The sequence below is a fragment of the Streptomyces sp. NPDC003284 genome (assembly GCF_053589675.1).
Genome location: NZ_JBSFSI010000003.1, coordinates 283153 through 308589, shown reverse-complemented (window position 1 = coordinate 308589; position 25437 = coordinate 283153). Strand labels below are relative to the sequence as shown.

General features: G+C 72.9%; 24 protein-coding genes and 1 tRNA gene. 16 read left to right on the top strand and 9 right to left on the bottom strand.

Features of this window, described 5'->3' with window-relative positions; translation table 11 throughout:
* Positions 1-35: 35 nt before the first annotated feature.
* The 3 genes from ACWDYF_RS08470 to ACWDYF_RS08460 are packed head-to-tail and all read right to left on the bottom strand — an operon-like array spanning position 36 to position 2643.
* Positions 36-797 carry a TrmH family RNA methyltransferase gene (locus ACWDYF_RS08470; protein WP_389462731.1) on the bottom strand — a complete coding sequence of 254 codons (762 nt, stop codon included), beginning with the start codon at positions 795-797 and terminating at the stop codon, positions 36-38.
* Positions 794-2008 carry an HTTM domain-containing protein gene (locus tag ACWDYF_RS08465; RefSeq protein WP_389462732.1) on the bottom strand — a complete coding sequence of 405 codons (1215 nt, stop codon included), beginning with the start codon at positions 2006-2008 and terminating at the stop codon, positions 794-796. The genes ACWDYF_RS08470 and ACWDYF_RS08465 overlap by 4 nt, the downstream gene beginning before the upstream one ends.
* Entirely contained in the window at positions 2005-2643 is a 639-nt protein-coding gene (locus tag ACWDYF_RS08460; protein ID WP_389462733.1) for a DUF5819 family protein, read from the bottom strand. The genes ACWDYF_RS08465 and ACWDYF_RS08460 overlap by 4 nt, the downstream gene beginning before the upstream one ends.
* Positions 2644-3646: 1003 nt before the next feature.
* Here ACWDYF_RS08460 and paaA point away from each other — a divergent pair.
* Genes paaA through ACWDYF_RS08435 form a run of 5 tightly spaced genes read left to right on the top strand, consistent with a single transcriptional unit; the run spans position 3647 to position 7281 of the window.
* Positions 3647-4657, top strand: coding sequence for a 1,2-phenylacetyl-CoA epoxidase subunit PaaA (gene paaA / locus ACWDYF_RS08455; RefSeq protein ID WP_389462734.1), 1011 nt, complete (start codon positions 3647-3649; stop codon positions 4655-4657).
* A complete protein-coding gene (paaB, locus tag ACWDYF_RS08450) occupies positions 4654-4941 on the top strand; it encodes a 1,2-phenylacetyl-CoA epoxidase subunit PaaB (RefSeq protein ID WP_018569147.1) in 288 nt (95 codons plus the stop codon). Before paaA ends, paaB begins: the two co-directional genes overlap by 4 nt.
* Complete coding sequence (gene paaC, locus ACWDYF_RS08445; protein WP_389462735.1) at positions 4938-5666, top strand: 1,2-phenylacetyl-CoA epoxidase subunit PaaC; 729 nt, start codon at positions 4938-4940, stop codon at positions 5664-5666. Before paaB ends, paaC begins: the two co-directional genes overlap by 4 nt.
* On the top strand, positions 5663-6211 hold the full coding sequence (gene paaD / locus ACWDYF_RS08440; protein ID WP_026252746.1) for a 1,2-phenylacetyl-CoA epoxidase subunit PaaD: 549 nt from the start codon (positions 5663-5665) through the stop codon (positions 6209-6211). The genes paaC and paaD overlap by 4 nt, the downstream gene beginning before the upstream one ends.
* Entirely contained in the window at positions 6211-7281 is a 1071-nt protein-coding gene (locus tag ACWDYF_RS08435; RefSeq protein ID WP_389462736.1) for a 2Fe-2S iron-sulfur cluster-binding protein, read from the top strand. Before paaD ends, ACWDYF_RS08435 begins: the two co-directional genes overlap by 1 nt.
* Positions 7282-7406: 125 nt before the next feature.
* Here ACWDYF_RS08435 and ACWDYF_RS08430 read toward each other — a convergent pair whose 3' ends face one another.
* The 3 genes from ACWDYF_RS08430 to ACWDYF_RS08420 all read right to left on the bottom strand — a co-directional run bounded on the left by ACWDYF_RS08430 (position 7407) and on the right by ACWDYF_RS08420 (position 10312).
* Complete coding sequence (locus ACWDYF_RS08430; RefSeq protein ID WP_018569151.1) at positions 7407-7754, bottom strand: rhodanese-like domain-containing protein; 348 nt, start codon at positions 7752-7754, stop codon at positions 7407-7409.
* Between the two features lie 110 nt (positions 7755-7864).
* Complete coding sequence (locus tag ACWDYF_RS08425; protein WP_389462737.1) at positions 7865-8719, bottom strand: hypothetical protein; 855 nt, start codon at positions 8717-8719, stop codon at positions 7865-7867.
* Positions 8720-8845: 126 nt separating this feature from the next.
* Positions 8846-10312: a DUF2252 domain-containing protein gene (locus ACWDYF_RS08420; protein WP_389462738.1), complete on the bottom strand. Its 1467-nt coding sequence runs from the start codon at positions 10310-10312 to the stop codon at positions 8846-8848.
* A 478-nt stretch (positions 10313-10790) separates the two neighbouring features.
* Here ACWDYF_RS08420 and ACWDYF_RS08415 point away from each other — a divergent pair, with 478 nt between their 5' ends.
* Positions 10791-11654: a carbohydrate-binding protein gene (locus tag ACWDYF_RS08415; protein WP_389462739.1), complete on the top strand. Its 864-nt coding sequence runs from the start codon at positions 10791-10793 to the stop codon at positions 11652-11654.
* A gap of 110 nt (positions 11655-11764) precedes the next feature.
* Here ACWDYF_RS08415 and ACWDYF_RS08410 read toward each other — a convergent pair whose 3' ends face one another.
* On the bottom strand, positions 11765-12070 hold the full coding sequence (locus ACWDYF_RS08410; RefSeq protein ID WP_018569156.1) for a hypothetical protein: 306 nt from the start codon (positions 12068-12070) through the stop codon (positions 11765-11767).
* 371 nt (positions 12071-12441) lie between these two features.
* Here ACWDYF_RS08410 and ACWDYF_RS08405 point away from each other — a divergent pair, with 371 nt between their 5' ends.
* The 4 genes from ACWDYF_RS08405 to ACWDYF_RS08390 are packed head-to-tail and all read left to right on the top strand — an operon-like array spanning position 12442 to position 16430.
* Entirely contained in the window at positions 12442-13074 is a 633-nt protein-coding gene (locus ACWDYF_RS08405; RefSeq protein ID WP_389462740.1) for a hypothetical protein, read from the top strand.
* Positions 13071-13754 carry a hypothetical protein gene (locus ACWDYF_RS08400; protein ID WP_389462741.1) on the top strand — a complete coding sequence of 228 codons (684 nt, stop codon included), beginning with the start codon at positions 13071-13073 and terminating at the stop codon, positions 13752-13754. Before ACWDYF_RS08405 ends, ACWDYF_RS08400 begins: the two co-directional genes overlap by 4 nt.
* Positions 13755-13804: 50 nt before the next feature.
* Complete coding sequence (locus ACWDYF_RS08395; protein WP_389462742.1) at positions 13805-15028, top strand: MAB_1171c family putative transporter; 1224 nt, start codon at positions 13805-13807, stop codon at positions 15026-15028.
* Complete coding sequence (locus ACWDYF_RS08390) at positions 15021-16430, top strand: NAD(P)/FAD-dependent oxidoreductase (protein WP_389462743.1); 1410 nt, start codon at positions 15021-15023, stop codon at positions 16428-16430. The genes ACWDYF_RS08395 and ACWDYF_RS08390 overlap by 8 nt, the downstream gene beginning before the upstream one ends.
* On the opposite strand, the gene ACWDYF_RS08385 is transcribed toward ACWDYF_RS08390, so the two are convergent.
* Both ACWDYF_RS08385 and ACWDYF_RS08380 read right to left on the bottom strand, forming a co-directional pair.
* Positions 16417-17844 (bottom strand): FAD-dependent oxidoreductase, encoded by a 1428-nt coding sequence (locus ACWDYF_RS08385; RefSeq protein WP_389462744.1) that lies wholly within the window; start codon positions 17842-17844, stop codon positions 16417-16419. The genes ACWDYF_RS08390 and ACWDYF_RS08385 overlap by 14 nt on opposite strands.
* A 289-nt stretch (positions 17845-18133) precedes the next feature.
* Positions 18134-18217: transfer RNA gene (locus ACWDYF_RS08380), tRNA-Leu, on the bottom strand.
* A gap of 606 nt (positions 18218-18823) precedes the next feature.
* Between ACWDYF_RS08380 and ACWDYF_RS08375 the strand changes: the two genes are divergently transcribed.
* The 6 genes from ACWDYF_RS08375 to ACWDYF_RS08350 all read left to right on the top strand — a co-directional run bounded on the left by ACWDYF_RS08375 (position 18824) and on the right by ACWDYF_RS08350 (position 25315).
* Positions 18824-18955: a hypothetical protein gene (locus ACWDYF_RS08375; protein ID WP_381738835.1), complete on the top strand. Its 132-nt coding sequence runs from the start codon at positions 18824-18826 to the stop codon at positions 18953-18955.
* Entirely contained in the window at positions 18943-19818 is an 876-nt protein-coding gene (locus ACWDYF_RS08370; protein WP_389462745.1) for an FhaA domain-containing protein, read from the top strand. The genes ACWDYF_RS08375 and ACWDYF_RS08370 overlap by 13 nt, the downstream gene beginning before the upstream one ends.
* Before the next feature lie 10 nt (positions 19819-19828).
* Positions 19829-20356 carry an FHA domain-containing protein FhaB/FipA gene (locus ACWDYF_RS08365; protein WP_381738838.1) on the top strand — a complete coding sequence of 176 codons (528 nt, stop codon included), beginning with the start codon at positions 19829-19831 and terminating at the stop codon, positions 20354-20356.
* A gap of 140 nt (positions 20357-20496) precedes the next feature.
* Positions 20497-22110 (top strand): Stp1/IreP family PP2C-type Ser/Thr phosphatase, encoded by a 1614-nt coding sequence (locus ACWDYF_RS08360; protein WP_389462881.1) that lies wholly within the window; start codon positions 20497-20499, stop codon positions 22108-22110.
* Between the two features lie 27 nt (positions 22111-22137).
* Positions 22138-23595 (top strand): FtsW/RodA/SpoVE family cell cycle protein, encoded by a 1458-nt coding sequence (locus ACWDYF_RS08355; RefSeq protein ID WP_381738840.1) that lies wholly within the window; start codon positions 22138-22140, stop codon positions 23593-23595.
* 235 nt (positions 23596-23830) lie between these two features.
* On the top strand, positions 23831-25315 hold the full coding sequence (locus tag ACWDYF_RS08350; protein ID WP_389462746.1) for a penicillin-binding transpeptidase domain-containing protein: 1485 nt from the start codon (positions 23831-23833) through the stop codon (positions 25313-25315).
* The last annotated feature ends 122 nt before the right edge of the window (positions 25316-25437 follow it).

Below are 25437 nucleotides of genomic sequence, written 5' to 3'. Positions count from 1 at the left end.
GGCAACCGCCGAGGGCCCCGGCCGCTCCGGGGTCCTCAGGCCGCGGGCGCGCCCCCGGTGAGGCTCCAGTGGTACAGCGTCATGGCCACACTGGTGGCCAGGTTGTAGCTGGAGACCTGGGGGCGCATCGGCAGCGCCACCAGCTGGTCGGTGCACTCCCGCAGCGCGGCGCTCAGCCCGCTGCGTTCGGAGCCGAAGGCGAGGACCGCGTCGTCCGGCAGCTTCAGCCCGCGGATGTCCTCGCCCTCCGGGTCGAGCGCGAACAGCGGCCCGCCCGGCAGCGTCTGCACGCTCAGCCGCTCCACGACGGTCGCGAAGTGCAGCCCCGCCCCGCCGCGCACCACCGCCGGGTGCCAGGGGTCCAGGGTGCCCGTGGTGACCACCCCGGTCACACCGAAACCGGCCGCCAGCCGGATCACCGCGCCCGCGTTGCCCAGGTTGCGCGGCTCGTCCAGGACCACGACGGGCGCGCTGCGGGGCGTGTGCGCCAGCGCCCGCAGCCCCGCCTCGCGAGAGGGCCGTACGGCCAGCGCCGCCACGGCCGTGGGATGCGGACGCGGCACCAGCGAGGCGTACGTCCCGTGCGGCACCTCGGTCAGCAGGGCGTCCAGCGCGTCCCGCACGTCCGGGGCCAGCTCCTGTGCGAGGGCGAGCGCCGCCCGCCGGTCGGCGGCGACCGCCACCGGCACCTCGGCCCCGAAACGCACGGCGTGCTTGAGGGCGTGGAAGCCGTCCAGGAGCACGGCGCCACCGGCGAGCCGGTGCCAGGCGGACACGGCGGCCACGGGGTCGTTCATGCGGGGAAGCCTACGCCCGCGCGCTCACCGTCCTCCGCGGCGCCGGACGGCTCGGCCACCGGGCGGCGGTCCGGGCGCCGTGGCAGCCGGGCACGCGCGCGTGCCGCCGCGCCGCCCAGCCTCCGCAGGAACGCCGTCGGCAGGAACACCGCGTCCGCCGCGATCATCGCCAGCGAGAAGAACGGCAGCCCCAGCACGACCGCGATCACGGCGTGCTCGGTCATCATCGCCACCAGCAGGACGTTCTTCACCCGCCGGTTGAACAGCGTGAAGGGGAAGGCGACCTGCACGATCACCGTCCCGTAGGTGACGACGGTCATCATCGTGCCGCTGGCGGACAGCAGATCCGCCAGCGCCGGCCAGGGCGAGAAGTAGTCCAGGTGGAGCGGGTAGTAGACGGCGGTGCCGTCCTGCCAGCGCGAGCCCTGGATCTTGTACCACCCGGCCGTCGAGTAGATCAGGCACGCCTCGGCCATGATCACGAACAGCGCGGCGTTGTGCGCGAAATCGGCGACGACGTCGAGCAGGACCCGCGGCTCGGCCGACCGCGCCCACCGTCCGACCAGCCAGTACAGCCCCTGCGCCGCCCACACGCACCACAGCAGGGCGGGCACCAGCCACTCGCCCTGGACCCGGCCCGCCGCGGTGACCGCGATCAGCGCCGCGCCGAGCACGCTCCACAGGACGGGCCCGACCCGGTCGGCCACCCGCTCCCCACGCGCGCGTGCCGCCCCGGTCCGTCCGGCCCGCCGCGCGTCCAGCGACCACACCTGCCCGCACCGGGTGAAGACGAGGTAGATCGCCATCAGGTGCAGGACGTTGTCCCCGCCGTCGCCCATGAAGACGCTGCGGTTCTGGAGCGAGAGCACACCGAGCATGAACAGCACGGACATGGTGCGGGTGCGCCAGCCCAGCAACAGCAGCAGGCTGGAGAGCACGGCGAGCAGATAGACGGTCTCGAACCAGAACTGGCCCCGGAACCACATCAGGACCGTGAAGGCGCCGTTGCTCTCGGTCAGCTGCCGGCCGAGGTCCCAGTTCCACGGTCCGTCGGGCCCGTACAGCTCCTGCCGGTTCGGCAGCTCGCGCAGCAGGAACAGCAGCCAGGTCCCGGCGAAGCCGATGCGTATCACGGCCGTCTGGTAGGGACCGAGGGCGGCTTCGGTGACCCGGGTGATGCCCCGGGAGACGGAGCGCGGGAAACCGTTCACTTCACACCTCCGCCGGCCTCGCCGGCCGGGACCGTCCACCAGGGCAGCGTGCGGTACGAGACCGAGTTCGACGCCTTCTCCCCGCTCCACGCGGGCGGGGCCACCGCGGACGTGCGGACCCGCAGCTGGATGCGTTCGACGGTCCCACCCGGTCCGGCCACCCGGTCGCGGTCCAGGCGCATCACCACGATGCGGCGCACGTACTGCTCCGACAGCGTGCCGCGCAGTCCGATCGCGCGGTTCTGTCGATCGTGGGAGGCGGCGTAGAAGTCGAAGGCGCGACGCAGCTCGTTCTGCTGCGTGTGGCTGGGCAGCAGGTTGCCGTCGATGGCCCGGCCGTCCTGCGCGGACAGGTCGTACCAGCCGGTGGTGCGGCTGGTGCCGTCCGCGCCGAGGGTCTCGGCCCGCGCCTGCACGGCGACGTTCTGCTGGAGCGGGTTCGGCGCGAACAGCTTCCAGTTCTGCTCGAACTCCGGGTAGATCCACTGGTCGACGGCCCTGCCGTGCTGCTTCGTCACCGTGTTCGAAGGGGCGACATGCAGGAAGACCATCCCGACGTGCACGCAGGCGACCACCACCACGGCGGCCAGCGCCAGCACCGCGCCCACCTGGTACGGCAGGGACAGCCCGGCCACCCGGCCGGGCGGATCGCCGTCGTCGGCGCCTTCCGCGGCGGCATCCGGATCCGGGGAGGCCGGGGGCGCGGGGGCGGCCGGGGAGCCCGGAGAACCCGGGAAGGAAGCGGCCGGGGAGCCCGGGAAGGGAGGGGAAGGAGCGGAGCCAGGAGAGACAGGAGAGAGGAGGGGAGGGAACGGGGGGACGGCCGAGCCGTGCCCGCCCGTCCGCGGACGCGGCACGGAGGATCCGTCCGGCCCGTTCGCCTCATCCGGACCGTCCGATCCGCCGGCCCCATTCGCCCCGCCCGGGCCGTCCGACCCGCCCGACCGCCCCGGGCCGTCCGGCGTATCCGGCCTCTCGGACGTGTCCGGCCCCTCCGGTGTGCCGGGTCCGTCCGGGCCCGGCCTCGCGGAGCCGACCGTCCGGTCCGGTCCGCCCGGGGCGTTCGCATCCCCGTCGTACGCTTCCATTCCGCCCCGTTCCCGATTCCGGTCCTGTCCCGGCTCCACGACCGGCCGCCGTCACCCGCCCGGCCCACCGGGGCGGGCCGCCCGGCGCCGCGGCACCTGCCCGTGTCGCCCGCTCCCGGGCGCCGCACGGAACGGTACCCAGGGCCACCCGCACGGCACAGACCCCGGTCCCGCGGGCCGCCCGGCCCGGCCGGCTTTCGTGCCGCTCTGTCACCCTTCGCCCGCTCGGCGCCCCGGGCCGCGCACCCCGCCGACCCCGGCACCGAGGACCGCTCACGCTCCGGCGGCGTCCGAGCCGCCGCCCGTCCGCGACCCGATCCGTCCGCGACCCGATCCGTCCGCGACCCGATCCGCAGCCTGCCCGAGCCGCCCGAGGCCCGCCCGCGACCTGTCCACGGCCTTTCCGTGGCCTTTCCGCGGTCTGTCCACAGGAGGCGCCCGCAGTTGTCCACAGCGGTTGACACCCTACGGCGGCGGACCGCACCATGGAATTCACCGAACCGAACGATCGGTCGGGAGAATCCCGAGAGCCGAGGTCGAGGGGGACCGCATGGCGACAGCAGCCGCGCAGCAGACGGCCGGCGTCCTGGCGAGCGACACAGCGGGCGCCGCGGCGGAAGCCGACGCCCTCCAGCGCGCGTTCGACGCCGCGGTGGCCGCCGACGAGCGCATCGAACCGCGGGACTGGATGCCCGACGCCTACCGCGCGTCACTGGTCCGGCAGATCGCCCAGCACGCGCATTCAGAGATCATCGGCATGCAGCCGGAGGCCAACTGGATCACCCGCGCGCCGTCCCTGCGCCGCAAGGCCATCCTCATGGCCAAGGTCCAGGACGAGGCGGGCCACGGCCTGTATCTGTACAGCGCGGCCGAGACCCTGGGCGTCAGCCGCGAGGAGCTGCTCGACAAGCTGCACAGCGGTCGGCAGAAGTACTCCTCGATCTTCAACTACCCCACCCTCACCTGGGCGGACGTCGGCGCGGTCGGCTGGCTGGTGGACGGCGCGGCGATCACCAACCAGGTCCCGCTGTGCCGCTGCTCCTACGGCCCGTACGGCCGCGCGATGGTCCGCGTCTGCAAGGAGGAGTCCTTCCACCAGCGCCAGGGGTACGAGCTGCTGCTCACCCTGAGCCGGGGCACGCCCGAGCAGCACGCGATGGCGCAGGACGCCGTGGACCGCTGGTGGTGGCCGTCCCTGATGATGTTCGGCCCGCCCGACGACGCCTCCCAGCACTCCGCCCAGTCGATGGCGTGGAAGATCAAGCGCCACTCCAACGACGAGCTGCGCCAGCGCTTCGTCGACATCTGCGTCCCGCAGGCCGAGGCCCTCGGCCTCACCCTGCCCGACCCCGACCTGAAGTGGAACGAGGAGCGGGGCCACCACGACTTCGGCGCCATCGACTGGGCCGAGTTCCAGGGCGTCCTCAAGGGCAACGGCCCGTGCAACGAACAGCGCATCACCCAGCGCCGACGGGCCCACGACGAGGGTGCCTGGGTGAGGGAGGCGGCCGCCGCCCACGCCGCCAAGCACACCGGCACGACAGGAGCGGGACAGGAATGACGAGCACCGACTGGCCCCTGTGGGAGGTCTTCGTGCGCTCCCGGCGCGGCCTCTCCCACACCCACGCGGGCAGCCTGCACGCCCCGGACGCGGAGCTGGCCCTGCGCAACGCGCGCGACCTGTACACCCGGCGCGGCGAGGGCGTCTCGATCTGGGTCGTGCCGTCCGCCGCGATCACCGCCTCCTCGCCGGACGAGAAGGACCCGTTCTTCGAACCGGCCGCCGACAAGCCCTACCGGCACCCGACGTTCTACGAGATCCCGGAAGGGGTGCAGCACCTGTGACGGCCACGGCCCCCGCCCCCGCCACCACCGCCGCCCTGGCCCTGGGTGACGACGCCCTGGTGCTCTCCCACCGCCTGGGAGAGTGGGTCGGTCACGCGCCCGTCCTGGAGGAGGAGGTCGCCCTCTCCAACATCGCCCTGGACCTGCTGGGCCAGGCCCGCGTCCTGCTGTCGATGGCCGGTGACGAGGACGAGCTGGCGTATCTGCGCGAGGAGCGCGCCTTCACCCAGCTCCAGCTCGTCGAGCAGCCCAACGGCGACTTCGCGCACACCATCGCCCGCCAGCTCTACTTCTCCACCTACCAGCACCTCCTGTACGCCGAACTGGCGACGGGGGCAGGGGTGTTCGCCCCGCTCGCCGGCAAGGCCGTCAAGGAGGTCGCCTACCACCGCGACCACGCCGAGCAGTGGACGCTGCGGCTCGGCGACGGCACCGACGTCAGCCATGAGCGCATGCGGCGCGCCTGCACCGCGCTGTGGCGGTTCACCGGCGAGATGTTCCAGCCGGTGGAGGGCCTGGACGTCGACCTGGCCGCCCTGGAGGCCGCCTGGCTGGAGTCCGTCACCGCCGTGCTGGACCGGGCCACGCTGGAGCTGCCCGAGGGCCCGCGCGCCGGGGCGTGGTCGGCGGGCGCGGGCCGCCAGGGCCTGCACACCGAGCCGTTCGGGCCGATGCTCGCCGAGATGCAGCATCTGCACCGCAGCCACCCGGGGGCGACATGGTGACCACCACGACCCCGCTGGAGACGGAACTGCTGCGCCTGGCGGGCTCGGTGCCCGACCCCGAGCTGCCCGTGCTCACCCTGGCGGAGCTGGGCGTGGTCCGCGCGCTCCACCTGCACGGCACGGACGCGGTGGAGGTCGAGCTGACCCCCACCTACACCGGCTGCCCGGCGATCGAGGCCATGTCGCTGGACATCGAGCGGGTGCTGCGCGAACACGGCGTGCGGGAGGTCACCGTGCGCACCGTCCTCGCCCCGGCCTGGTCGACGGACGACATCACCGCCGAAGGCCGCCGCAAACTACGGGAGTTCGGCATAGCGCCCCCGCGCGTCCGCACCCCCTCCACCCCCGTCCCGCTGGAGCTGGGCCCGACCCGCACCCGCCCCGCCCCGGCCGGTGCGCAAGGGACGCCCGCGGACCCCGTCCCCTGCCCGCACTGCGGATCGGCCGACACCGAACTGCTCAGCAGGTTCTCGTCGACCGCGTGCAAGGCGCTGCGCCGCTGCCTCTCCTGCCGGGAACCGTTCGACCACTTCAAGGAGGTGTGATGGCCCGCTTCCACCCCCTGCCCGTGACGGCGGTCGAGCGGCTCACCGACGACTCGGTGGCCCTCACCTTCGCGGTGCCGCCCGAGCTGCGCGAGGAGTACCGGCACGCGGCGGGCCAGCACCTCGCGCTGCGCAGGTCGGCCGACGGCACCGAGGTCCGGCGGACGTACTCGATCTGCTCCCCGGCCCCCGGACCCGGCGGCGAGGGACCCCGGACCCTGCGGGTCGGCGTGCGGCTGGTGGAGGGCGGCGCCTTCTCCACATACGCCCTGAAGGAGATCAACATCGGGGACGAGCTGGAGGTGATGACCCCGGCGGGCCGCTTCACCCTGGAGCCCGCGCCCGGCCTGTACGCGGCCATCGTCGGCGGCAGCGGCATCACACCGGTGCTGTCCATCGCCGCCACCCTGCTGGCCGGCGACCCCGAGGCCCGTTTCTGTCTGATACGCAGCGACCGCACGACGGCGTCGACGATGTTCCTGGAGGAGGTCGCCGACCTGAAGGACCGCTACCCCGAGCGGTTGCAGCTGGTGACGGTGCTCTCCCGGGAGGAGCAGCAGGCGGGGCTGCCCTCCGGGCGGCTGGACCGGGCGCGGCTCGGCGAGCTGCTGCCCGCGCTGCTGCCGGTGTCCGAGGCGGCGGGCTGGTTCCTGTGCGGGCCCTTCGGGCTGGTGCAGGGCGCCGAACAGGCGCTGCGCGCCCTGGGCGTGCCCCGGGCCCGGGTCCACGAGGAGATCTTCCATGTGGACGCCGGTACGGAGCCCGGTCCCGCGCCCGCCGCGGCGGCGCCCGCGCACAGCACGGTCACCGTCCGGCTCGACGGCCGCGGCGGCACCTGGCCGGTCCAGGAGGGGGAGACCCTGCTGGAGACGGTGCTGCGCAACCGGCCCGACGCGCCGTACGCCTGCAAGGGCGGCGTGTGCGGGACCTGCCGGGCGTTCCTGGTCACGGGCGAGGTGCGGATGGACCGCAACTTCGCGCTGGAGCCGGAGGAGACGGACGCGGGATACGTCCTGGCCTGCCAGTCGCACCCGGCGACGGAACAGGTGGAGCTGGACTTCGACCGCTGACGCCCACGGCCGGGCGGCCCGCCACCGCACGCCCCGCCACCCGGGCGGCCCGCCCCGGGCACCGCACCCGACAGGGCACGCCGCCGTCGAAAGACCGGGCTGGGCCGGACCGGACCGGGCCGCTGTCAGAGGATGTGGCCGGGCTGTCCCTCGTCGGTCACCACGGGGCGGCCCGCGGCGGCCCACACCTGCATGCCGCCGTCGACGTTCACCGCGTCGACGCCCTGCTGGACCAGATACATCGTCACCTGGGCCGAGCGGCCGCCGGAACGGCAGATCACATGGACCCGCCCGTCCTGCGGGGCCGCCTCGGTCAGCTCGCCGTAGCGGGCGACGAAGTCGCCGATGGGGATGTGCAGCGCCCCCTCGGCATGCCCCGCCTGCCATTCGTCGTCCTCGCGGACGTCCAGCAGAAAGTCGCCGTCCTTGAGGTCCGTGACCTCGACCGTGGGTACACCCGCTCCGAAACGCATGGATCCGACGCTACCCGACACTCCCCCGGGGCAGTCGCCGCGAGGGGGTCGCGGGCGGGAGCCCCGGTCACTTCCGGCCGCCGGACGGGCGCAGGGCCCGCCGGGCGGGCTCAGGCGTCGGCGTCGCCCTGCAACACCGCGAGCTGGGACTCCCGCTCCGCCAGGTCGGTGCGCAGCTGTACGGCGATCTCGTCGAGCAGGCTGTCGGGGTCGTCCGGGGCGAGCCGGAGCATCCCGGCGATCGCGCCGTCCTCCAGCTCCTTGGCGACCAGGGTGAGCATCTCCTTGCGCCGGGCGAGCCACTCCAGCCGCTCGTACAGCTCCTCGGCGCGGCTGGGAGCCTGCTCCGCGGGGAGCGGCCCGGCGGCCCACTCCTCGGCCAGCTCGCGCAGCTCCTTCTCGTCGCCCCGGGCGTAGGCGGCGTTGACCCGGGTGAGGAACTCCTCGCGCCGTTTGCGCTCGCCGTCCTCCTGGACCAGGTCGGGGTGGGCCTTGCGCACCAGCTCGCGGTAGAGCCCGCGGGCCTCCTCGCTCGGCCGTACCCGCTGCGGAGGGCGCACCGCCTGGCCGGTGAGCATCGCCGCGGCCTCCGGGAAGAGCCCGTCGCCGTCCATCCAGCCGTGCAGCAGTTCCTCGACGCCGGGGATCGGCGCCACCCGGGCCCGCGCCTCCCGCGCCGCGCGCAGGTCCTCGGGGTCGCCGGTGCGCGCCGCGCGGGCCTCGGCGATCAGCGCGTCCAGTTCGTCGAGGCGGGCGTAGAGCGGGCCGAGGCGCTGGTGGTGCAGCCGGGAGAAGTTCTCGATCTCGACCCGGAAGGTCTCCACCGCGATCTCGTACTCGATGAGTGCCTGCTCGGCGGCGCGCACGGCCCGCTCCAGCCGCTCCTCGGGCCGCGGCGCGGCGCTCTCGGACGTCGCCCGGTCCGCTCCGGCGACACCACCCTGCTCAGCTTCCGGGGTCGTCACCCGACCAGCGTAGGCCACGGCGACCGGCACCCCGCCCGGGACCGGGGCAGCAGCCCTGCGACCACGCCCCTGCACACGCATCTCCCACCCGTCCCCGCGGCTCCCAGACACGCGTCCCCGCGGTTCCTACACACCCATCTCCGCGGCGACCCGGCCCGCCCGGACCGCCGCGACCAGGTCCGCGTGGTCCGCCTCGGTGCGGTCCGCGTAGGCGACGGCGAACGCGGCGACCGCCTCGTCCAGTTCCTGGTTCTTGCCGCAGTAACCGGCGATCAGCCGGGGATCGGCGCTGTGCGCGTGGGCGCGGGCCAGCAGCGCGCCGGTCATCCGGCCGTAGTCGTCGATCTGGTCGGCGGGCAGCGCGGCCGGGTCGACGCTGCCCTTGCGGTTGCGGAACTGCCGTACCTGGTAAGGCCGTCCGTCCACCGTCGTCCAGCCCAGCAGGATGTCGCTGACCACCTGCATGCGCTTCTGCCCGAGCACCACCCGGCGTCCCTCGTGCTCCGCCCCCGGCGCCGGGACCGGCACCGCGAACCCCGCGGTCTCCAGATGCGGCAGCAGCGCCGACGGCCTGGCCTCCTTCACCTGGAGCACCAGCGGCTCACCGCGGTGGTCCAGCAGCAGCACCACGTACGACCGGGTCCCGACGCTGCCGGTGCCGACGACGCGGAAGGCCACGTCGTGCACCGCGTGCCGGGCCAGCAGCGGAAGACGGTCCTCGGAGAGGGTGGTCAGATACTGCTCCAGCGAGGCCGCCACCGCGCGGGCCTCTGCGTCCGGCACCCGCCGCAGCACCGGAGGGGCGTCCACGAAGCGGCGTCCGCCGTCCTCGGTGCGCTCGGTCGACTTGGCCGCGAACCGCCCGCTGGTGTTGGCGCGCGCCTTCTCCGAGACGCGTTCGAGGGTGCCGAGCAGGTCGTGGGCGTCGGTGTGGGAGACGAGTTCCTCGTCGGCGATGGCGTTCCAGGCGTCCAGCACCGGCAGCCGGGCCAGCAGCCGCATGGTCCGCCGGTAGGCGCCCACCGCGTCCCGCGCGGCCTCGCGGCAGTCGTCCTCGTCGCAGCCCGCCTCCCGGCCCGCCAGCACCAGGGAGGCCGCGAGCCGCTTGAGGTCCCACTCCCAGGGACCGCGCACCGTCTCGTCGAAGTCGTTCAGGTCGATGACCAGGCCGCCGCGGGCGTCGCCGTAGAGACCGAAGTTGGCCGCGTGGGCGTCTCCGCAGAGCTGGGCGGCGACACCGGTCACGGGGGTGCGGGCGAGGTCGTACGCCATCAGGCCCGCCGAACCGCGCAGGAAGGCGAACGGGGTCGCCGCCATCCGCCCCACCCGGATCGGTATCAGCTCGGGTATCCGGCCGTGGTTGGACTCCTCGACGGCGCCGACCGCGTCGGGCCGCCCCGCGTCCGGCGTGAACCCGGCGTGCGCGGAGCGCGGTACCCGCCCGCGCAGCGCCTTGCCCTCCGCCTTGGGCGACCCCGCGCCGGGCCACCGCGCGAACCCGGGCACCGACGGCACCCGCCCGGCACGCCCCCCGCGCCCGCCGCCCGCCGCACCCGCGTCCGTCCCCGCACCGACCTCGGTGACCTCGGCCATCAAGAACCGCCCCTCCCCGCCCAGTCCACGCTGTGTCCGCACCACGGCGGACCCCCGCCGCGACGCGCCCCGACGCTACAGCGCCCCGCACCCCGCGTACACCGACCCGCCACCGCCGCCGGACCCGGCCCGCTCACCGCCCCGGCCCGCTTCGCGCACCACCTCGCACGCCGTCCCGGGGGTCACATCGCACACGACTTCAGGCACCCGATCCCACCAGATCGCACACCATCTCGTACGCCATCTCGCACACCATCTCGTACAGGACTTTGTACGGGACATCGCACAGGACGTCGTACATAACGCCGTGCAGGGGGCCGGACGGTATCTGCACGCCCGTCACCAGCGCGATTACAGTCGTCCGCGATCACCACCGGAGCGCGTCCGCCCGACATCAGCCTGCCCCGCGCGGCGGGCGCGCTCCGTGTCATGCACGTCCCGTCCTTCTTCCCCCACCGAGGAGACCGAGGAACCCGCCATGACACCAAACGCTCCGGACGGCCCCGGCTCCGGCTCCAGCCCCGACGCCGACTCCGCGGCCGGCCGCGGGATCAGCCGCAAGAGCCTGCTGAAGGCGGCCGTCGCCGCCGGTGCCGCCATCCCGCTGCTCACGGGCACGGTGGCTCTCGCCCGGGACGCCGTGGGCCAGGGAAGCGCCCTGCCCGCCACCCCCGACTGCGACGACGGCGACGGCCCGACCCACGACCAGATCGAGGGCCCGTACTTCAAGCCGAACTCGCCGCTGCGCACCAATCTGGTGACCTCGGGCATCAACGGCACCCCGCTGACGGTCAGCGGCTATGTCTTCGGCCGCAACTGCGTCCCGATATCCGGCGTCCTGCTGGACTTCTGGCAGGCGGACAACGCCGGGAACTACGACATGTCCGGCTTCACGCTGCGCGGGCACCAGTTCTCGGACGCCAAGGGCGCCTTCTCCCTGACCACGATCGTGCCGGGGCTCTACCCGGGCCGCACGCGGCACATCCACGTCAAGGTGCAGGCCCCCAACCAGCCCGTGCTCACCACCCAGCTGTACTTCCCCGGTGAGCCCCGCAACAACACGGACACCCTCTACGACCCCGCGCTGCTGATGAACGTGCGCGGCGCCGGCAGCGGCAAGGAGGGGACCTTCGACTTCGTCCTGAACGTCAACGGAACCCCCGGTGGCCCCAGCGACCCGCCGCCGACCGACCCGCCGAGCGGCACCTGGGCCACCGGGCACTCCTACACGGCGGGCGACCGGGTCACCTACAACGGCACCAGCTACACCTGCGTCCAGGCGCACACCTCCATGGCCGGCTGGGAGCCCCCGAACGTCCCCGCCCTGTGGCGCGCGGGCTGACCCGCACCCCTCAAGAACGGCTCAGGACGGTTCGGGACCGCGCAGGCGCGGGACCGCACCGGCGCGGCACCACCGCGCGGAACGCCCGGCCGGGCTCCCCGGCCGGGCGTTCACCTGATTCTGCCGAGGCTTCTGAGCCGACCGCGCTCCCGCGCCCTGCCGTGGATCCTGCGGATTCCGCCGCGCGTCGTGTTGAGCTTCCTGGAGATCTCCGCGATCAGCTGCATGGACTCACCGAACTGCTCGAAGAGACCGGAGGAGGCCGGGGCCCACGCCCCGTCCGGAGTGCGGCGCTCTCCGACCGCGCCGCACAGGGCGGCCAGGTCCGTCATCAGACGGTGGAACTGGGCCACGTCCTCCTCGGAGAAGTCGGAATCGGTGAGCTGACCCGCACGCCGTGCGACTGGGACGCGCATACCGGGAATCTCCAGGGGTTCGTCGAAGTGAACACGGACGGCCGCGCACCCGTGGCGGCCGGGCGGTGCGGGCGGTGCGGGCAGTGCGGGCGGTGCTACGGGTACCGCGAGTACTGCGGGTACTACTGGTACTGCGGGTACTGCTGGTGCGGCCCTTCGCCCCGCGACCGATCGTGCTCCGCGGAGCCCCGTTCGTCAACGATCGTTCTCAGCTGTTCACCGTTCGTTGAGTACCGTCGGCAGCGATCGCCGAGTCCGCGGTAAACGATCATTGATGCCGGTGCGGCCGGGCGGTACAGTGCCATGGGCACGCCAATATGATCGGTTTCGCACCCTGGAGCATCCCGGTGGATCCTGTCCCGCCTCTGCCCGTGACGCTCGAACGCCTCCGGTCGCTCGTCCAGGAGCGCGACGCGGCACACCCGGACCCGCTCGACCCCGGAGCGCTGGCCGCCGGGACAGCCCTGCCGGAAACCACCGTCCGCACACTGCTCGACGGCGGTGAACCGCCCGCCGACACCGTCAACGAGCGGGTGCGCACCCGTATCAAGGCCCTCGCGGACGCCCGTCTGCGGCGGACCGGCACCCGTATGTCGGACCTGGCCGGGGACATCTCACGGCAGTTGGGCGTCTCCGCGTTCTGGGCGCGGCAGGTCTGCTCCGGCGAGAAGGTCCCCAGTGTGGAACTGCTGCACGGACTCGTGGGGTTCTTCGGTGTCGAGGGCGGTGAGGCGTTCTTCACGGCCCCGGCGCCCGAGGCGCTCAACCGCGCGCTGCTGCCCGTGCTCACCGCGCTGCGACCCGCGCGGAGCGCGGCCGGTCCGTCGGCCGACCCGCTGTCCGATCCGCTGTCTGATCCTCCGGCCGGAGCGCTGTCGCGGTACGGCGACGTGCGCGGCGTCGCCCTCCGGCAGGCGCACGGCCTGCCACCGGAGCGGTGGCACGTGCTCAACGCGACGCTGAAGGCGCTGCTGGAACTCGACGACGCCGAGGGGCAGCGGTGAGCGCGGGCGCGCGGGCCATGCGGCGGCTCAGCGCCCGCCTGCTGTCGGCCCTGGAACTGCCCGACAGCGAGGCCGGTGTCATCCCGGCCATCGGCGCGGCCCTCGAACGGGTCCGGGGGCGTCCGGTCCGGCTGCACGCGGTGCCCTTCCCGCCCGGTATCGCCAGCGGGTTATGGATAGACCGCGCCTCCCACGACGTGATCGCCTATGAGCGGCACACCGACCTGGAACACCAGTTGGTGATCATCGGGCACGAGATCTGGCACATGTTCGAGGAGCACGACGGCGCCCCCACCGCGCACGGCCCCGCCGCCTCGCGCGCCGCCGAGCAGCAGGTGCCGGACGCCGTGCGGGCCCTGGTGGCGGCGGTCTGCGCGGACGACCCCTCCGGGGAGCCGCCCGGCACCCGGACGGACCTCCGGCTGCACGTCGCCCTCCGGGCCGAGCGCACCCGGAGCCCTCAGAACAGCCGGAACAGCCAGAGCACCCGGAGCACCCGAACCGCCGAGAACACCGGGCACACCGCCGCGGGACGGCACGAGGAAGAGGCCGAGTACTTCGGCTACCGGTTCGCCACCGGAGTGCGCGAGGCCCTGGCCCAGGCGCGTACCGCCGCGGACCCCGCGCACCTCGCCGGCCGCATCCAGGTCTCCATGGCGCACCGCATCCGCCGCTCCTGACCCGGCAGCGCCCACGCCGCCCGCCGACACCTCCAGGAGAGCCCCCCGCCGTGCACCTCGCCGCGAGCCACGGACCAGGATCCGGACCCGGTCCCGACAACACCGTCTTCTACGTCTGCGGTGTGTCCCTGCTGCTCATCTGCCTGCTGAAGGTCCCCGCGCTGCTGCGCCGCCGCAACGACCTGCTGCTGGGCGCCGTGGTCCTGCTGCTCTTCGACGGCGCGCTGGTCTTCTTCTTCGCGGCACCCGACTCCCTGGCCGCGCTCAACCGGGCCACCGGGATCGCCAACTTCGCCGCCCCGGTGGCGTATTCGGCGATCGTCACCTTCGCCGGGGCGAGCCTGCTGCTGATCACGAACTGGCGGCCGGCCCCGCCGGAGCAGACACGGCGCGCCTCCCGGGTGTGCATCGCGGTCTATCTGCTCGTCGTCGCCGCCATCAACGTCCTGTTCTGGCTGGGGCACGCCCCGGTGGAGCAGCTCACCCTCTTCGACGGCTACTACGCCCGCACCCCCTTCATCCGGGAGATGATCCTGACCTACCTCGTGGCGCACGGCGTGGGCACCCTGGCCACCAGCGTCCTGTGCTGGCGCTGGTCGACGGAGGTCCAGGGCTCCCTGCGCGCGGGGCTGCGCCTGCTGGCCCCCGGCTATCTGCTCCACGTGGGCTACGACGTCGTCAAGCTGGTCGCGATCGCCGGACTGTGGTCGGGGCACCGGTGGGACTTCCTCATCGACCGGGTGGCTCCGCAGACCGCGGCGCCGTCCGCGGCGCTCGTCGTCTGCGGCTTCCTGCTCCCGCTGGCCGGGCCGCGGCTGGCCCACACCACCGGCTCGCTGCGGCAGTTGCGCGACCTGTCCCCGCTCTGGCGCGAACTGCGCCAGGTGCCCACCCCCGGCGCGATCCGCACCTCCCTGCCCTGGTGGTCCTCGCCGGCCGTACGGCTCACCCGGCAGAAGACCCGCATCTACGACGCGCTGCTCGCCCTGGCCCCGTACTGCGACGCCGGTGTGCGCGAGCGCGCCCTGCGCGCCGCACTCGGCCGCGGCGAGGACCGGACCGCCGCGGACGCCACCGCGGACGCGGCGATGATCGTCGTGGCCCGGACGCGGCAGCACGGCACGGGCCCGGAGCCGGGGCCGGACACGGCGCCGGGCCCGGCCCCCTGGCGTCCGCATGACCTGGTTCCGCTGTCCCGGGCGCTGTCGTCGCCCGTCGTGGCGGGCCTTCGAGAGCACCCCGGCATCCCCGCAGAAAGCAGCTCCCATGACTGACCGCCTCAGAACATCCACCCGTGCCGTCGTCATCGGGGGCAGTCTCGCGGGCATGCTCGCCGCGGCCGCCGTCAAGGACGGCGTCGACACCGTCGAGATCATCGAGGCCCACGCGCTGCCGAGCGGCCCGGAGCCGCGTGCCGGTGTCCCCCAGGCCGCCCACATCCATCCCCTGCTCTCGGGCGGCGCGGACGCGATCGAGGCCCTGCTGCCGGGCACGATCGGCCAGTTGGTGGCCTCCGGTGCGCACCGGGTGCCCATGACGACGGACATGGTCTACCTCTCCCCCGAGGGCTGGTACCGGCGCTGGCGCAGGAACACCCAGTACCTGGTGGCCGCCAGCCGCGATCTGACCGACTCCGTCGTCCGCGAGCGGGTCCTCAAGGACCCGCGGGTCACGGTCCGCCCGCACTGCCGGGCCACCGGCCTGCTCGGCGACTCCGGCCGGGTCACCGGAGTCCGCCTCCGCGGCGCCGACGGCACGGAGACCGAACTGACCGCCGACCTCGTCGTCGACGCCTCGGGCCGCTCGACCCGCACCCCGCACTGGCTGGCCGAACTCGGCATCACCGGCCTGGCCGAGGACCGCATCGACTCCGGTCTGGCATACGCCAGCAGGATCTACCGCGCCCCGTTCTCCACCAGCGGCTGGCCGGTGGTCAACATCGTGGCCGATCCCCGGCGGCCGGGCGGGGCGGGCAGCATCGTCCCCGTCGAGGGGGACCGCTGGCACGTCAGCCTCTTCGGCCCGCCGGGCGCCCAGCCCGGCAACGAACCGGCCGGGTTCGAGGCGTTCGCGCGCGGTCTGCGCCACCCGCTCATCGCGGATCTGCTGGCCGGCGCCGAACCGCTCACCGACATCACCGTCACCCACAGCACGGTCAACCGGCGCTATTACTACGAGCGCCTGGACGCCTGGCCCGAGGGCCTGGTCGCGCTCGGCGACTCCGTGGCCGGTTTCAACCCCGTCTACGGCCACGGCATGTCGGCGGCGGCCCAGGGCGCCCTCGCCCTGCACCGGCTCACGTCCGGCGGGCTCTCCGACGGCCTGTCCCGGCGGGCGCAGCGTGCCGTCGCCCGGCCCGTCGGCCTCGCGTGGTCCCTCGCCGTCGGGCAGGACATCCACCGTCCGGACGTGCGCGGCAAGCGGCCGAGTCCCGCGGACCGGCTGCTGCACCGCTATGTGAGCAGGCTCTCCCGGACCGCGGTCGGCAGCTTCCGGGTCGCCACGGCCCTGACCGAGGTCCTCACCCTCCAGGCCGCGCCGACCGTCCTGCTCCGCCCGGACGTCCTCCTCGCGGCCGCGGCAGGGCCCCTGCGTCCGCCGGTGGACGGCCCGATGTTCACCGAGGGGGAACTCCGGCTGCTGCGCGAGGCGGGCATATCGCTCACCGCGCCCTGACCCCGACGACGCCGATGCCGACGCCCTCCAGCAGTTCGCGTTCGGCCCGGGTGAACTGAGGCCCGCTCAGCGGCGTCCGCAGGGGCCCGGCGAGCGCCGCCAGCAGCACACTCGGCCTGACGAGCGACACCGGCGGCGCCTGGAGGGCCAGGACGTCGGTCAGGGCGGTGGCCGCGCGGAAGGACCCCGTCGCCGTACGGGAGAGCCTGCTGACGTAGCGGTGCAGCAGCCGGTCGGCGGGGTTCGGCCGCCTGCCCCGGGTGGCGGGGAAACGGATGTCCTGGCCGGTGCTCAGGGCCCACGCGCTGTCGACGGGGCGGGCGATCGCCCGCTGGGCACGGCGCGTCCATCCCGGCCCCGGCCCGGCCGCCGCCGCCTCGCGCAGCGCGACGGCGCCCTGGGCGGCCACCGTGATGCCCTGCGCGTACACGGGGTTGAAGCAGGCCACGGAGTCGCCGAGCGCGAGCAGGCCGTCCGGCCAGGAAGCGAGGCGCTCGTAGTAGTGGCGCCGGTTGGCCGTGCTGTGGGTGACGGTGACGTCGGTGAGCGGTTCGGCGCGGGCCAGCAGATCGGCGATGACCGGGTGGCGCAGGGTGCGGGCGAAGGGGAGGAACGCCGCCGCGTCCCGGCCCGGCCGCGCGCCGGGTCCGCCCATCAGGCTGACGTGCCAGCGCTCGTCCTCGATGGGCAGGATGCCTCCCGAGGCGGCCGGGCGGTCCAGGCGCGGATCGGCCTGCACGCCGACGACGGGCCAGCCGCGGGTGGGCACCGGGGCGCGGTAGACACGGCTGGCGTAGGCCAGGCCGGAGTCGACCACGGCCTCTTCGAGGCCGCGGACACCCAGCCGGGCGAGCCACCGGGGCATACGGGTGCCGCGCCCGGAGGCGTCGACGACCAGATCGGCGCCGAGCGCGTACTCCGTGCCGTCCGCTCCACGCACCCGCACCCCGGTGACCCGTCCGCGGTCGCCGAGCAGCCCCACGGCCCTGGTCCTGGCGCGCACCCCGACCCGGGGATCCGCGAGGACCCGCTCCCGGACGACGGAGTCGGTCAGGTCCCGCCCGGCGGTGATCACATGGTGCGTGGAGCGCTTCCAGCGCCGGTACCAGCCCTCGGGTGAGCAGACGACCATGTCGGTGGTCACCGGTACGCGGTGGGCACCGGCGGCCAGCAGCAGGTCCGTGCAGCCGGGGAGGAGGAGATCGAGCGCCTCGGCCCCACCGGTCTGCAGGAAGTGGATGTGGGCGGCCTGGGGAACACCCGCACGCGGTCCGGGACCCGCCGGTACGTCCTGGGCCTCGATGATCTCGACCGCTTCGGCGCGGTCCTTGACGGCCGCCGCCGCGAGCAGGCCGGCGATGCTGCTTCCGATGACGACGACACGAGCGCGGCCCGGACGCCGGGTATCCGTCATGACGCACTGCCTTCCGGGCCGCGCGGGCCTGTTGGAGGGGGACGTTCGTGATCACGAGGTGCCCACGACACGCTAGCGAGAGACTTCGGCTCGCTTCAACGAGCGCTCGTCAGCCACCGGACGGTGAATCGGAGGCGGTGGCGGCCCGGACGACGCGCACCGCGCCCGCCGGACCTTGAGACCTTCCTCACAGCACGGCCGCACCCCGGCAGCACTCCGGCCCCGCCCGCGGCACTTCCCGGGCAACGCGAAAGCCCCGCAGGTCCGAGACCTGCGGGGCTTTCAGCTGTGCGCGAGGGGGGAGTTGAACCCCCACGCCCTTTCGGGCACTGGAACCTGAATCCAGCGCGTCTGCCTATTCCGCCACCCGCGCATTGGGTGTGTCCTCCGGTGCCGCTCCCTTGCGGGCCCGGCGCCTTCCGACATGCAGAACATTAGCACGCCGCGCCGGGTGGTTTCACATCCCTTTCCCGGGGGCAGACGGGCCTGCCGGGCCAGGGGACCACCAGGTCAGGGACCTTGGGCCGACGGCCCTGCCCCGGCCCCCCTGCCCGGCGGCCGACCACCGCCCCTCCCGCACCGCCACTGCCGACCACGCCCGGCCACGCCCCGGACGAGCCCGGCCCCACGGCCCCTGCCGCACCGCCGTGGCACCGCCCCGGACAGCCGGTACCGCCCGCCCGTCCGCCCGCCCGTCCATTCGCCCGTCCGTCCGTATCAACCAGTGCTTGTTCGCGTATCAACCTCGTACCGGTCCGGCCCGTCTCCCCAGGAGCCGGGGCCGAGCGGCGCCGGGTGCGGGACACTGGTCCGTGGCCGCCTCTACGATCCTGGGCAGAAGTACGGAGCAGAAGTACGGAGGGGTGCTCCCCGAAGGGCCCGAAGGCCCCGAAGGAGTACTCAGCGGTACGAACCGACCACCAGGCGTCGACGACCCGTCGACGGGTCCGACAGGGGGAACCAGCCGATTTACCGGCGCGTGGATACGATCAGTAAGCAGTACCAGGTAAGCAGGACGCAGCAGCACGACGGCAAGACCCGCAACAACCGCAGCACCGGCAGGACCAGAAGCGACGGCCACGACGGAGGAGGTGCCCCATGGGAGTCCTGAAGAAGTTCGAGCAGCGCCTCGAAGGTCTGGTCAACGGCACTTTCGCCAAGGTCTTCAAGTCCGAGGTCCAGCCCGTGGAGATCGCGGGCGCGCTCCAGCGCGAGTGCGACAACAACGCGACCATCTGGAACCGCGACCGTACGGTCGTACCCAATGACTTCATCGTGGAGCTGAGCGCGCCCGACTACGAGCGGCTCAGCCCCTACTCCGGACAGCTCGGCGACGAGCTGGCCGGCATGGTGCGCGACTACGCCAAGCAGCAGCGCTACACCTTCATGGGCCCGATCAAGGTCCACCTGGAGAAGGCGGACGACCTGGACACCGGTCTGTACCGGGTGCGCAGCCGTACGCTCGCCTCGTCCAGCAACCAGCAGGGCCAGGCGCCCCAGGCGGCCCCGCCGCAGGGGCCCCCGCCGGGTCCCGTCGCACCCGGCCGCCCCGGCACACCGGGCGGCTACGGCTACCCGCCGGCCGCACCGCCCGCCGCGGCGCCCCCCATGCCCGCGGCACCGCCGCCCGGCGGCCAGGGCTACCCGCCCGCCGCCGCCCAGCGGCCCCCGCAGGCCCCGGCGGCCGGCGGCCGCACCCGCTACTGGATCGAGATCAACGGCACCCGCCATCAGATCTCCCGCCCGACGCTGGTGCTGGGCCGCAGCACCGACGCCGACGTGCGGATCGACGACCCCGGCGTGTCCCGCCGGCACTGTGAGATCCGGACCGGAACGCCCTCGACGATCGCGGATCTCGGCTCCACCAACGGCATCGTGGTGGACGGGCAGCACACCACCCGCGCTACGCTCCGCGACGGCTCGCGGATCGTCGTGGGCAGCACCACCGTTATCTATAGGCAAGCCGAAGGGTGAACCGGGGGCAATGTCAGAGCTGACCCTCACGGTCATGCGGCTGGGTTTCCTGGCCGTACTGTGGCTGTTCGTGATCGTGGCCGTGCAGGTCATCCGCAGCGACCTGTTCGGTACGCGCGTCACCCAGCGGGGGTCCCGCCGGGAGGCCGCACGGCCCCAGCAGACCGGCCGGCAGGCCGCGCGCCAGCAGCAGGCCGCGCCGCCACAGCAGCGCGGCCAGCAGGGCGGCGGCCGGCGCCGCAACGCCCCCGCCAAACTGGTGGTGACCGAAGGCACCCTCACGGGCACCACGGTCGCGCTCCAGGGACAGACGATCACCCTGGGCCGCGCGCACGACTCCACGATCGTGCTGGACGACGACTACGCCTCCAGCCGTCATGCCAGGATCTACCCGGACCAGAACGGCCAGTGGATCGTCGAGGACCTCGGCTCCACCAACGGCACGTACCTGGACCGGTCCCGGCTGACGACCCCCACACCGATCCCGCTGGGCGCGCCGATCCGCATCGGCAAGACCGTCATCGAGCTGCGGAAGTAGTGCTACGTCATGAATGAGCGCGAGCGGAGCGAGCACGCGGCGGCGGCCGGCCCCCAGGGCCGCGGCGCGCTCCCGACCGGAGGGTGGGCAGTGTGGCTCGACACGATCGGCTGTACCCGGAGCCGTCGGGCGAGGTGCGCATGAGTCTGTCACTGCGCTTCGCCGCCGGATCGCACAAGGGCATGATCCGCGAGGGCAACGAGGACTCCGGTTACGCCGGTCCCCGGCTGCTGGCCATCGCCGACGGCATGGGCGGCCAGGCCGCGGGAGAGGTCGCCTCCTCCGAGGTGATCTCCACCATCGTGCCCCTCGACGACGACATCCCGGGCTCCGACGTCCTCACCTCGCTCGGCACGGCCGTGCGGCGCGCCAACGACCAGCTGCGCGCCATGGTCGAGGAGGACCCCCAGCTGGAGGGCATGGGCACCACGCTCACCGCCCTGCTGTGGACCGGTCAGCGCCTCGGCCTGGTGCACGTCGGCGACTCGCGCGCGTATCTGCTGCGCGACGGCGTGCTCACCCAGATCACCCAGGACCACACCTGGGTGCAGCGCCTCGTCGACGAGGGACGCATCACCGAGGAGGAGGCCAGCACCCACCCGCAGCGCGCCCTCCTGATGCGCGCCCTCGGCAGCGGCGAGCACGTCGAACCGGACCTGTCCATCCGCGAGGTGCGGGCGGGCGACCGGTACCTGATCTGCTCCGACGGCCTGTCCGGCGTGGTCTCCCACCAGACGATGGAGGAGACCCTCGCCAGCTACCAGGGCCCGCAGGAGACCGTGCAGGAGCTGATCCAGTTCGCGCTGCGCGGCGGCGGCCCCGACAACATCACCGTCATCGTCGCCGACGTCCTCGACCTGGACACCGGCGACACCCTCGCGGGACAGCTCTCCGACACCCCGGTGGTCGTCGGCGCGGTCGCCGAGAACCAGCACCACCTGCACGACAACGGCATCATGCAGACCCCGGCGGGACGCGCCTCCGGCCTCGGCCGCCAGGTGCCCGGCCAGGGCGGCGGGGGCGGCGAGTTCGGCCCGCCCGGCTCCGGCGGCGACACCACCGGCTTCATCTCCACCGACGGCCTGGACTACGGCGAGGACGACTTCGTCAAGCCGCGCCGGGGCCACAGGTGGCTGAAGGTCTCCCTGTACACGGTGCTCGCGCTCGCCGTCATCGGCGGCGGTCTGTACGGCGGCTACCGCTGGACGCAGACGCAGTACTACGTCGGCACCAACGACGACCACGTGGCGCTCTACCGGGGCATCAGCCAGGATCTGGCCTGGGTGAAGCTGTCCGAGGTGGAGAAGGACCATCCCGAGATCGCGCTCAAGGACCTGCCGCCGTACCAGCAGAAGCAGGTCACCGCGACCATCGCCGAGGGCGGCCTCCCGGAGGCGCAGAAGAAGGTCGACGAGCTGTCGGTGCAGGCCTCCGCGTGCCGCAAGGAGTCCGAGCGCCGCGCCGCCGAGGCCAAGAACGGCGACAAGGCCGACAAGGCTGACAAGACCGACAAGGCCGACCAGGGCAAGGACAGCGGGAAGAGCGGCGACGGCAAGAAGGGCGGCACCTCGGGAACCACCCCGGCCGCCTTCACGTCCAGGACGGCGTCGACGCCGAACCCCTCGACGTCCGGTGCCCCCTCGTCCCCCTCGTCCCAGGATCCGTCCACGTCCACGACCGCGACCACGTCCAGCCCCGGCCCCACTCTCTCGGAGGAAGAGCAGAAGGTCGTCTCGCTGTGCGGTAAGCAGTAGGCAAGCCGTGAGAGGCCCTGTCACACGATGAGCAGTACTACCAACTCACCGACGCACCACACGTCCACGATCGGCGCCATCGGAGCGCCCAGCCGCCGCAACACCGAACTGGCGCTGCTGGTCTTCGCGGTCGCCATCCCGGTGTTCGCCTACGCCAACGTGGGCCTGGCCATCAGCAACGAGATCCCGGCCGGTCTGCTGAGCTACGGACTGGGCCTCGGCCTGATGGCGGGCGTCGCCCACCTCGTCGTCCGCAAGTTCGCTCCCTACGCCGACCCGCTGCTGCTCCCGCTGGCCACGCTGCTCAACGGGCTCGGCCTGGTCATCATCTGGCGTCTGGACCAGTCGAAACTGCTCCAGTACATCAAGCAGGCCGGCGACAAGGCGCCCACCCAGCTGCTGTACACGGCGATGGGCATCGCGCTCTTCGCGGTCGTGCTGATCTTCCTCAAGGACCACCGCGTCCTTCAGCGCTACACCTACATCTCCATGGTCGGCGCGCTGGTCCTGCTGCTGCTGCCGCTGGTCCCCGGCCTCGGTCTGCCCGTCTACGGCGCCAAGATCTGGATCCACGTCGGCGGCTTCTCCATCCAGCCCGGCGAGTTCGCCAAGATCGTGCTGGCCGTCTTCTTCGCCGGTTACCTGATGGTGAAGCGGGACGCGCTCGCCCTGGCCAGCCGCCGCTTCATGGGCCTGTACCTGCCGCGCGGCCGCGACCTCGGCCCGATCCTGGTGGTCTGGGTCATCTCGATCCTCATTCTGGTCTTCGAGACGGACCTCGGCACCTCGCTGCTGTTCTTCGGCATGTTCGTCGTCATGCTGTACGTCGCCACCGAGCGCACCAGCTGGATCGTCTTCGGTCTGCTGATGTCGGCGGTCGGCGCGTTCGGCGTGGCCAGCGTCGAGCCGCACGTCCACCAGCGCGTCCAGGCGTGGCTGGACCCGATGAACGAGTACCTGCTCAGCCACAAGGGCGTGGTGGGCCACTCCGAGCAGCTCCAGCAGGCGCTGTGGGCGTTCGGCTCGGGCGGCACCCTCGGTTCCGGCCTCGGCCAGGGCCACTCCGACCTCATCCGGTTCGCCGCCAACTCCGACTTCGTCCTCGCCACCTTCGGCGAGGAGCTGGGCCTGGCCGGTCTGATGGCGATCCTGCTGCTCTACGGCCTGATCGTGGAACGCGGCATCCGCACCGCGCTCGCCGCCCGCGACCCGTTCGGCAAGCTGCTCGCCGTCGGCCTGTCCGGCGCCTTCGCGCTCCAGGTCTTCGTGGTGGCCGGCGGTGTGATGGGCCTGATCCCGCTGACCGGTATGACGATGCCGTTCCTCGCGTACGGCGGTTCCTCCGTCATCGCGAACTGGGCCCTGATCGGCATCCTGATCAGGATCAGCGACACCGCCCGCCGCCCGGCGCCCGCGCCCGCCTCCAACTCGGACGCCGAGATGACCCAGGTCGTCCGCCCCGGCGGCGCCGGGCCCGTGGAGTGACCTCGCCCGCCACGGCTTCCGGAACCGGCACCCGCCCCGTTCCGGAAGCCGTCCGCGGTTTTCCGGAACCCGCCGTGCCGCGGCCGCGTCTATGGACCAGTGGCGGCGGACGGCCCCGCCCGGGAGGCACAGACACTGCCTCTAAACTGGGGCCGGCCATGGATGAGCGCCAGCACCGACGGCACCGAGAGACTGAAGCGGCAGGCGCACCTGTCAGCTTGTGGAAAGGCCGGATGTGAACAAGCCCCTGCGCCGGATCGCGATCTTCTGCGGACTGCTGGTCCTCACGCTGCTCATCCGCGACAACTGGCTCCAGTACGCCAAGGCCGACAGCCTGAAGAACGACGACAACAACCGTCGTGTCACCATCGCCCGCTACGCCACGCCGCGCGGTGACATCATCGTCGGCGGCTCGCCGATCACCGGGTCGGTGGAGACCAAGACCAGCGCGATCGACGACCTGAAGTACAAGCGGACGTACAAGGACGGCCCCATGTGGGCGCCCGTCACCGGCTACGCCTCGCAGGCCTTCGGCACCACGCAGCTGGAGAACCTGGACGACAAGATCCTCACCGGCAACGACGACCGGCTCTTCTTCCGCAACACCCTGGACATGCTCACCGGCAAGCCCAAGCAGGGCGGCAACGTCGTCACCACGCTGAACGCGGCCGCGCAGAAAGCCGCGTACGACGGGCTCAAGGGCCGCGGCAAGGGTGCCGTCGTCGCGCTCGAACCGTCCACCGGCAAGATCCTCGCGCTGGCCTCCTTCCCGTCCTACGACCCCGGCTCCTTCGCCGGCGCCTCCAACGCGGACGGCAAGGCGCGCAACAAGCTCCTGAAGGAGAACGACCCGGACGACCCGACGCTGAACCGGGCGCTGCGCGAGACCTATCCGCCGGGCTCCACCTTCAAGGTGGTCACCGCCGCCGCCGCGCTGGAGAACGGGCTGTACACCTCGGCCGACGAGGACACGAAGTCGCCGGACCCGTGGATCATGCCGCACACCACCACCCCGCTGCCCAACGAGGGCACGATCCCCTGCAAGAACGCCAACATGCGCGAGGCGCTGCGCTGGTCCTGCAACACCGTGTTCGGCAAGATCGGCGCCGACCTGGGCAACAAGAAGATGCTGGACGAGGCGAAGAAGTTCGGCTTCACCAGTGAGCAGTTCACCCCGGTGCGCTCCAACGCCTCGGTGTTCTCCGACAACATGGAGCCCTCGCAGGTCGCGCAGTCCTCGATCGGCCAGTTCAACACCGCCGCCACCCCGCTCCAGATGGCCATGGTCGTCTCCGCGGTCGCCAACGACGGCAAGCTGATGAAGCCGTACATGGTGGACAAGCTCCAGTCGCCGAACCTGGACACGCTGGAGCAGACCCAGCCCGAGGAGCTGAGCCGGCCGCTGTCCTCGAAGAACGCCCAGATCCTCCAGGACATGATGGAGACGGTCGTCGAGAAGGGCACCGGCAAGAACGCGCAGATCGGCGGCGGCGTCACCGTCGGCGGCAAGACCGGTACCGCCCAGCACGGCGTGAACAACAAGGGCAAGCCGTACGCCTGGTTCATCTCCTACGCCAAGACGAGCGACGGCAGCGCGCCGGTGGCCGTCGCCGTGGTCGTCGAGGACGAGCAGGCCAGCCGCGAGGACATCTCCGGCGGCGGCCTCGCGGCGCCCATCGCGAAGAGCGTCATGCAGGCGGTCATCAACTCCAAGCGGTGATCTCCGTCACGGGTCCTTCACAACGGTGCATGGTGCGGTACCGGTCCTGTATCGGGTGACGGGCTTGGCCGGGTCCCACAGAACTAGCCGGGTACGGTAGGCCCGGACGGAAGCTCCGGTGG

Coding starts and splice junctions, on each gene's coding strand:
- ACWDYF_RS08470 (WP_389462731.1), bottom strand. CDS start 797: ATGAACGACCCCGTGGCCGCCGTGTCCGCCTGGCACCGGCTCGCCGGT.
- paaA (WP_389462734.1), top strand. CDS start 3,647: ATGGCGACAGCAGCCGCGCAGCAGACGGCCGGCGTCCTGGCGAGCGAC.
- paaB (WP_018569147.1), top strand. CDS start 4,654: ATGACGAGCACCGACTGGCCCCTGTGGGAGGTCTTCGTGCGCTCCCGG.
- ACWDYF_RS08435 (WP_389462736.1), top strand. CDS start 6,211: ATGGCCCGCTTCCACCCCCTGCCCGTGACGGCGGTCGAGCGGCTCACC.
- ACWDYF_RS08430 (WP_018569151.1), bottom strand. CDS start 7,754: ATGCGTTTCGGAGCGGGTGTACCCACGGTCGAGGTCACGGACCTCAAG.
- ACWDYF_RS08420 (WP_389462738.1), bottom strand. CDS start 10,312: ATGGCCGAGGTCACCGAGGTCGGTGCGGGGACGGACGCGGGTGCGGCG.
- ACWDYF_RS08415 (WP_389462739.1), top strand. CDS start 10,791: ATGACACCAAACGCTCCGGACGGCCCCGGCTCCGGCTCCAGCCCCGAC.
- ACWDYF_RS08410 (WP_018569156.1), bottom strand. CDS start 12,070: ATGCGCGTCCCAGTCGCACGGCGTGCGGGTCAGCTCACCGATTCCGAC.
- ACWDYF_RS08390 (WP_389462743.1), top strand. CDS start 15,021: ATGACTGACCGCCTCAGAACATCCACCCGTGCCGTCGTCATCGGGGGC.
- ACWDYF_RS08385 (WP_389462744.1), bottom strand. CDS start 17,844: ATGACGGATACCCGGCGTCCGGGCCGCGCTCGTGTCGTCGTCATCGGA.
- ACWDYF_RS08370 (WP_389462745.1), top strand. CDS start 18,943: ATGGGAGTCCTGAAGAAGTTCGAGCAGCGCCTCGAAGGTCTGGTCAAC.
- ACWDYF_RS08365 (WP_381738838.1), top strand. CDS start 19,829: ATGTCAGAGCTGACCCTCACGGTCATGCGGCTGGGTTTCCTGGCCGTA.
- ACWDYF_RS08360 (WP_389462881.1), top strand. CDS start 20,497: ATGAGTCTGTCACTGCGCTTCGCCGCCGGATCGCACAAGGGCATGATC.
- ACWDYF_RS08355 (WP_381738840.1), top strand. CDS start 22,138: ATGAGCAGTACTACCAACTCACCGACGCACCACACGTCCACGATCGGC.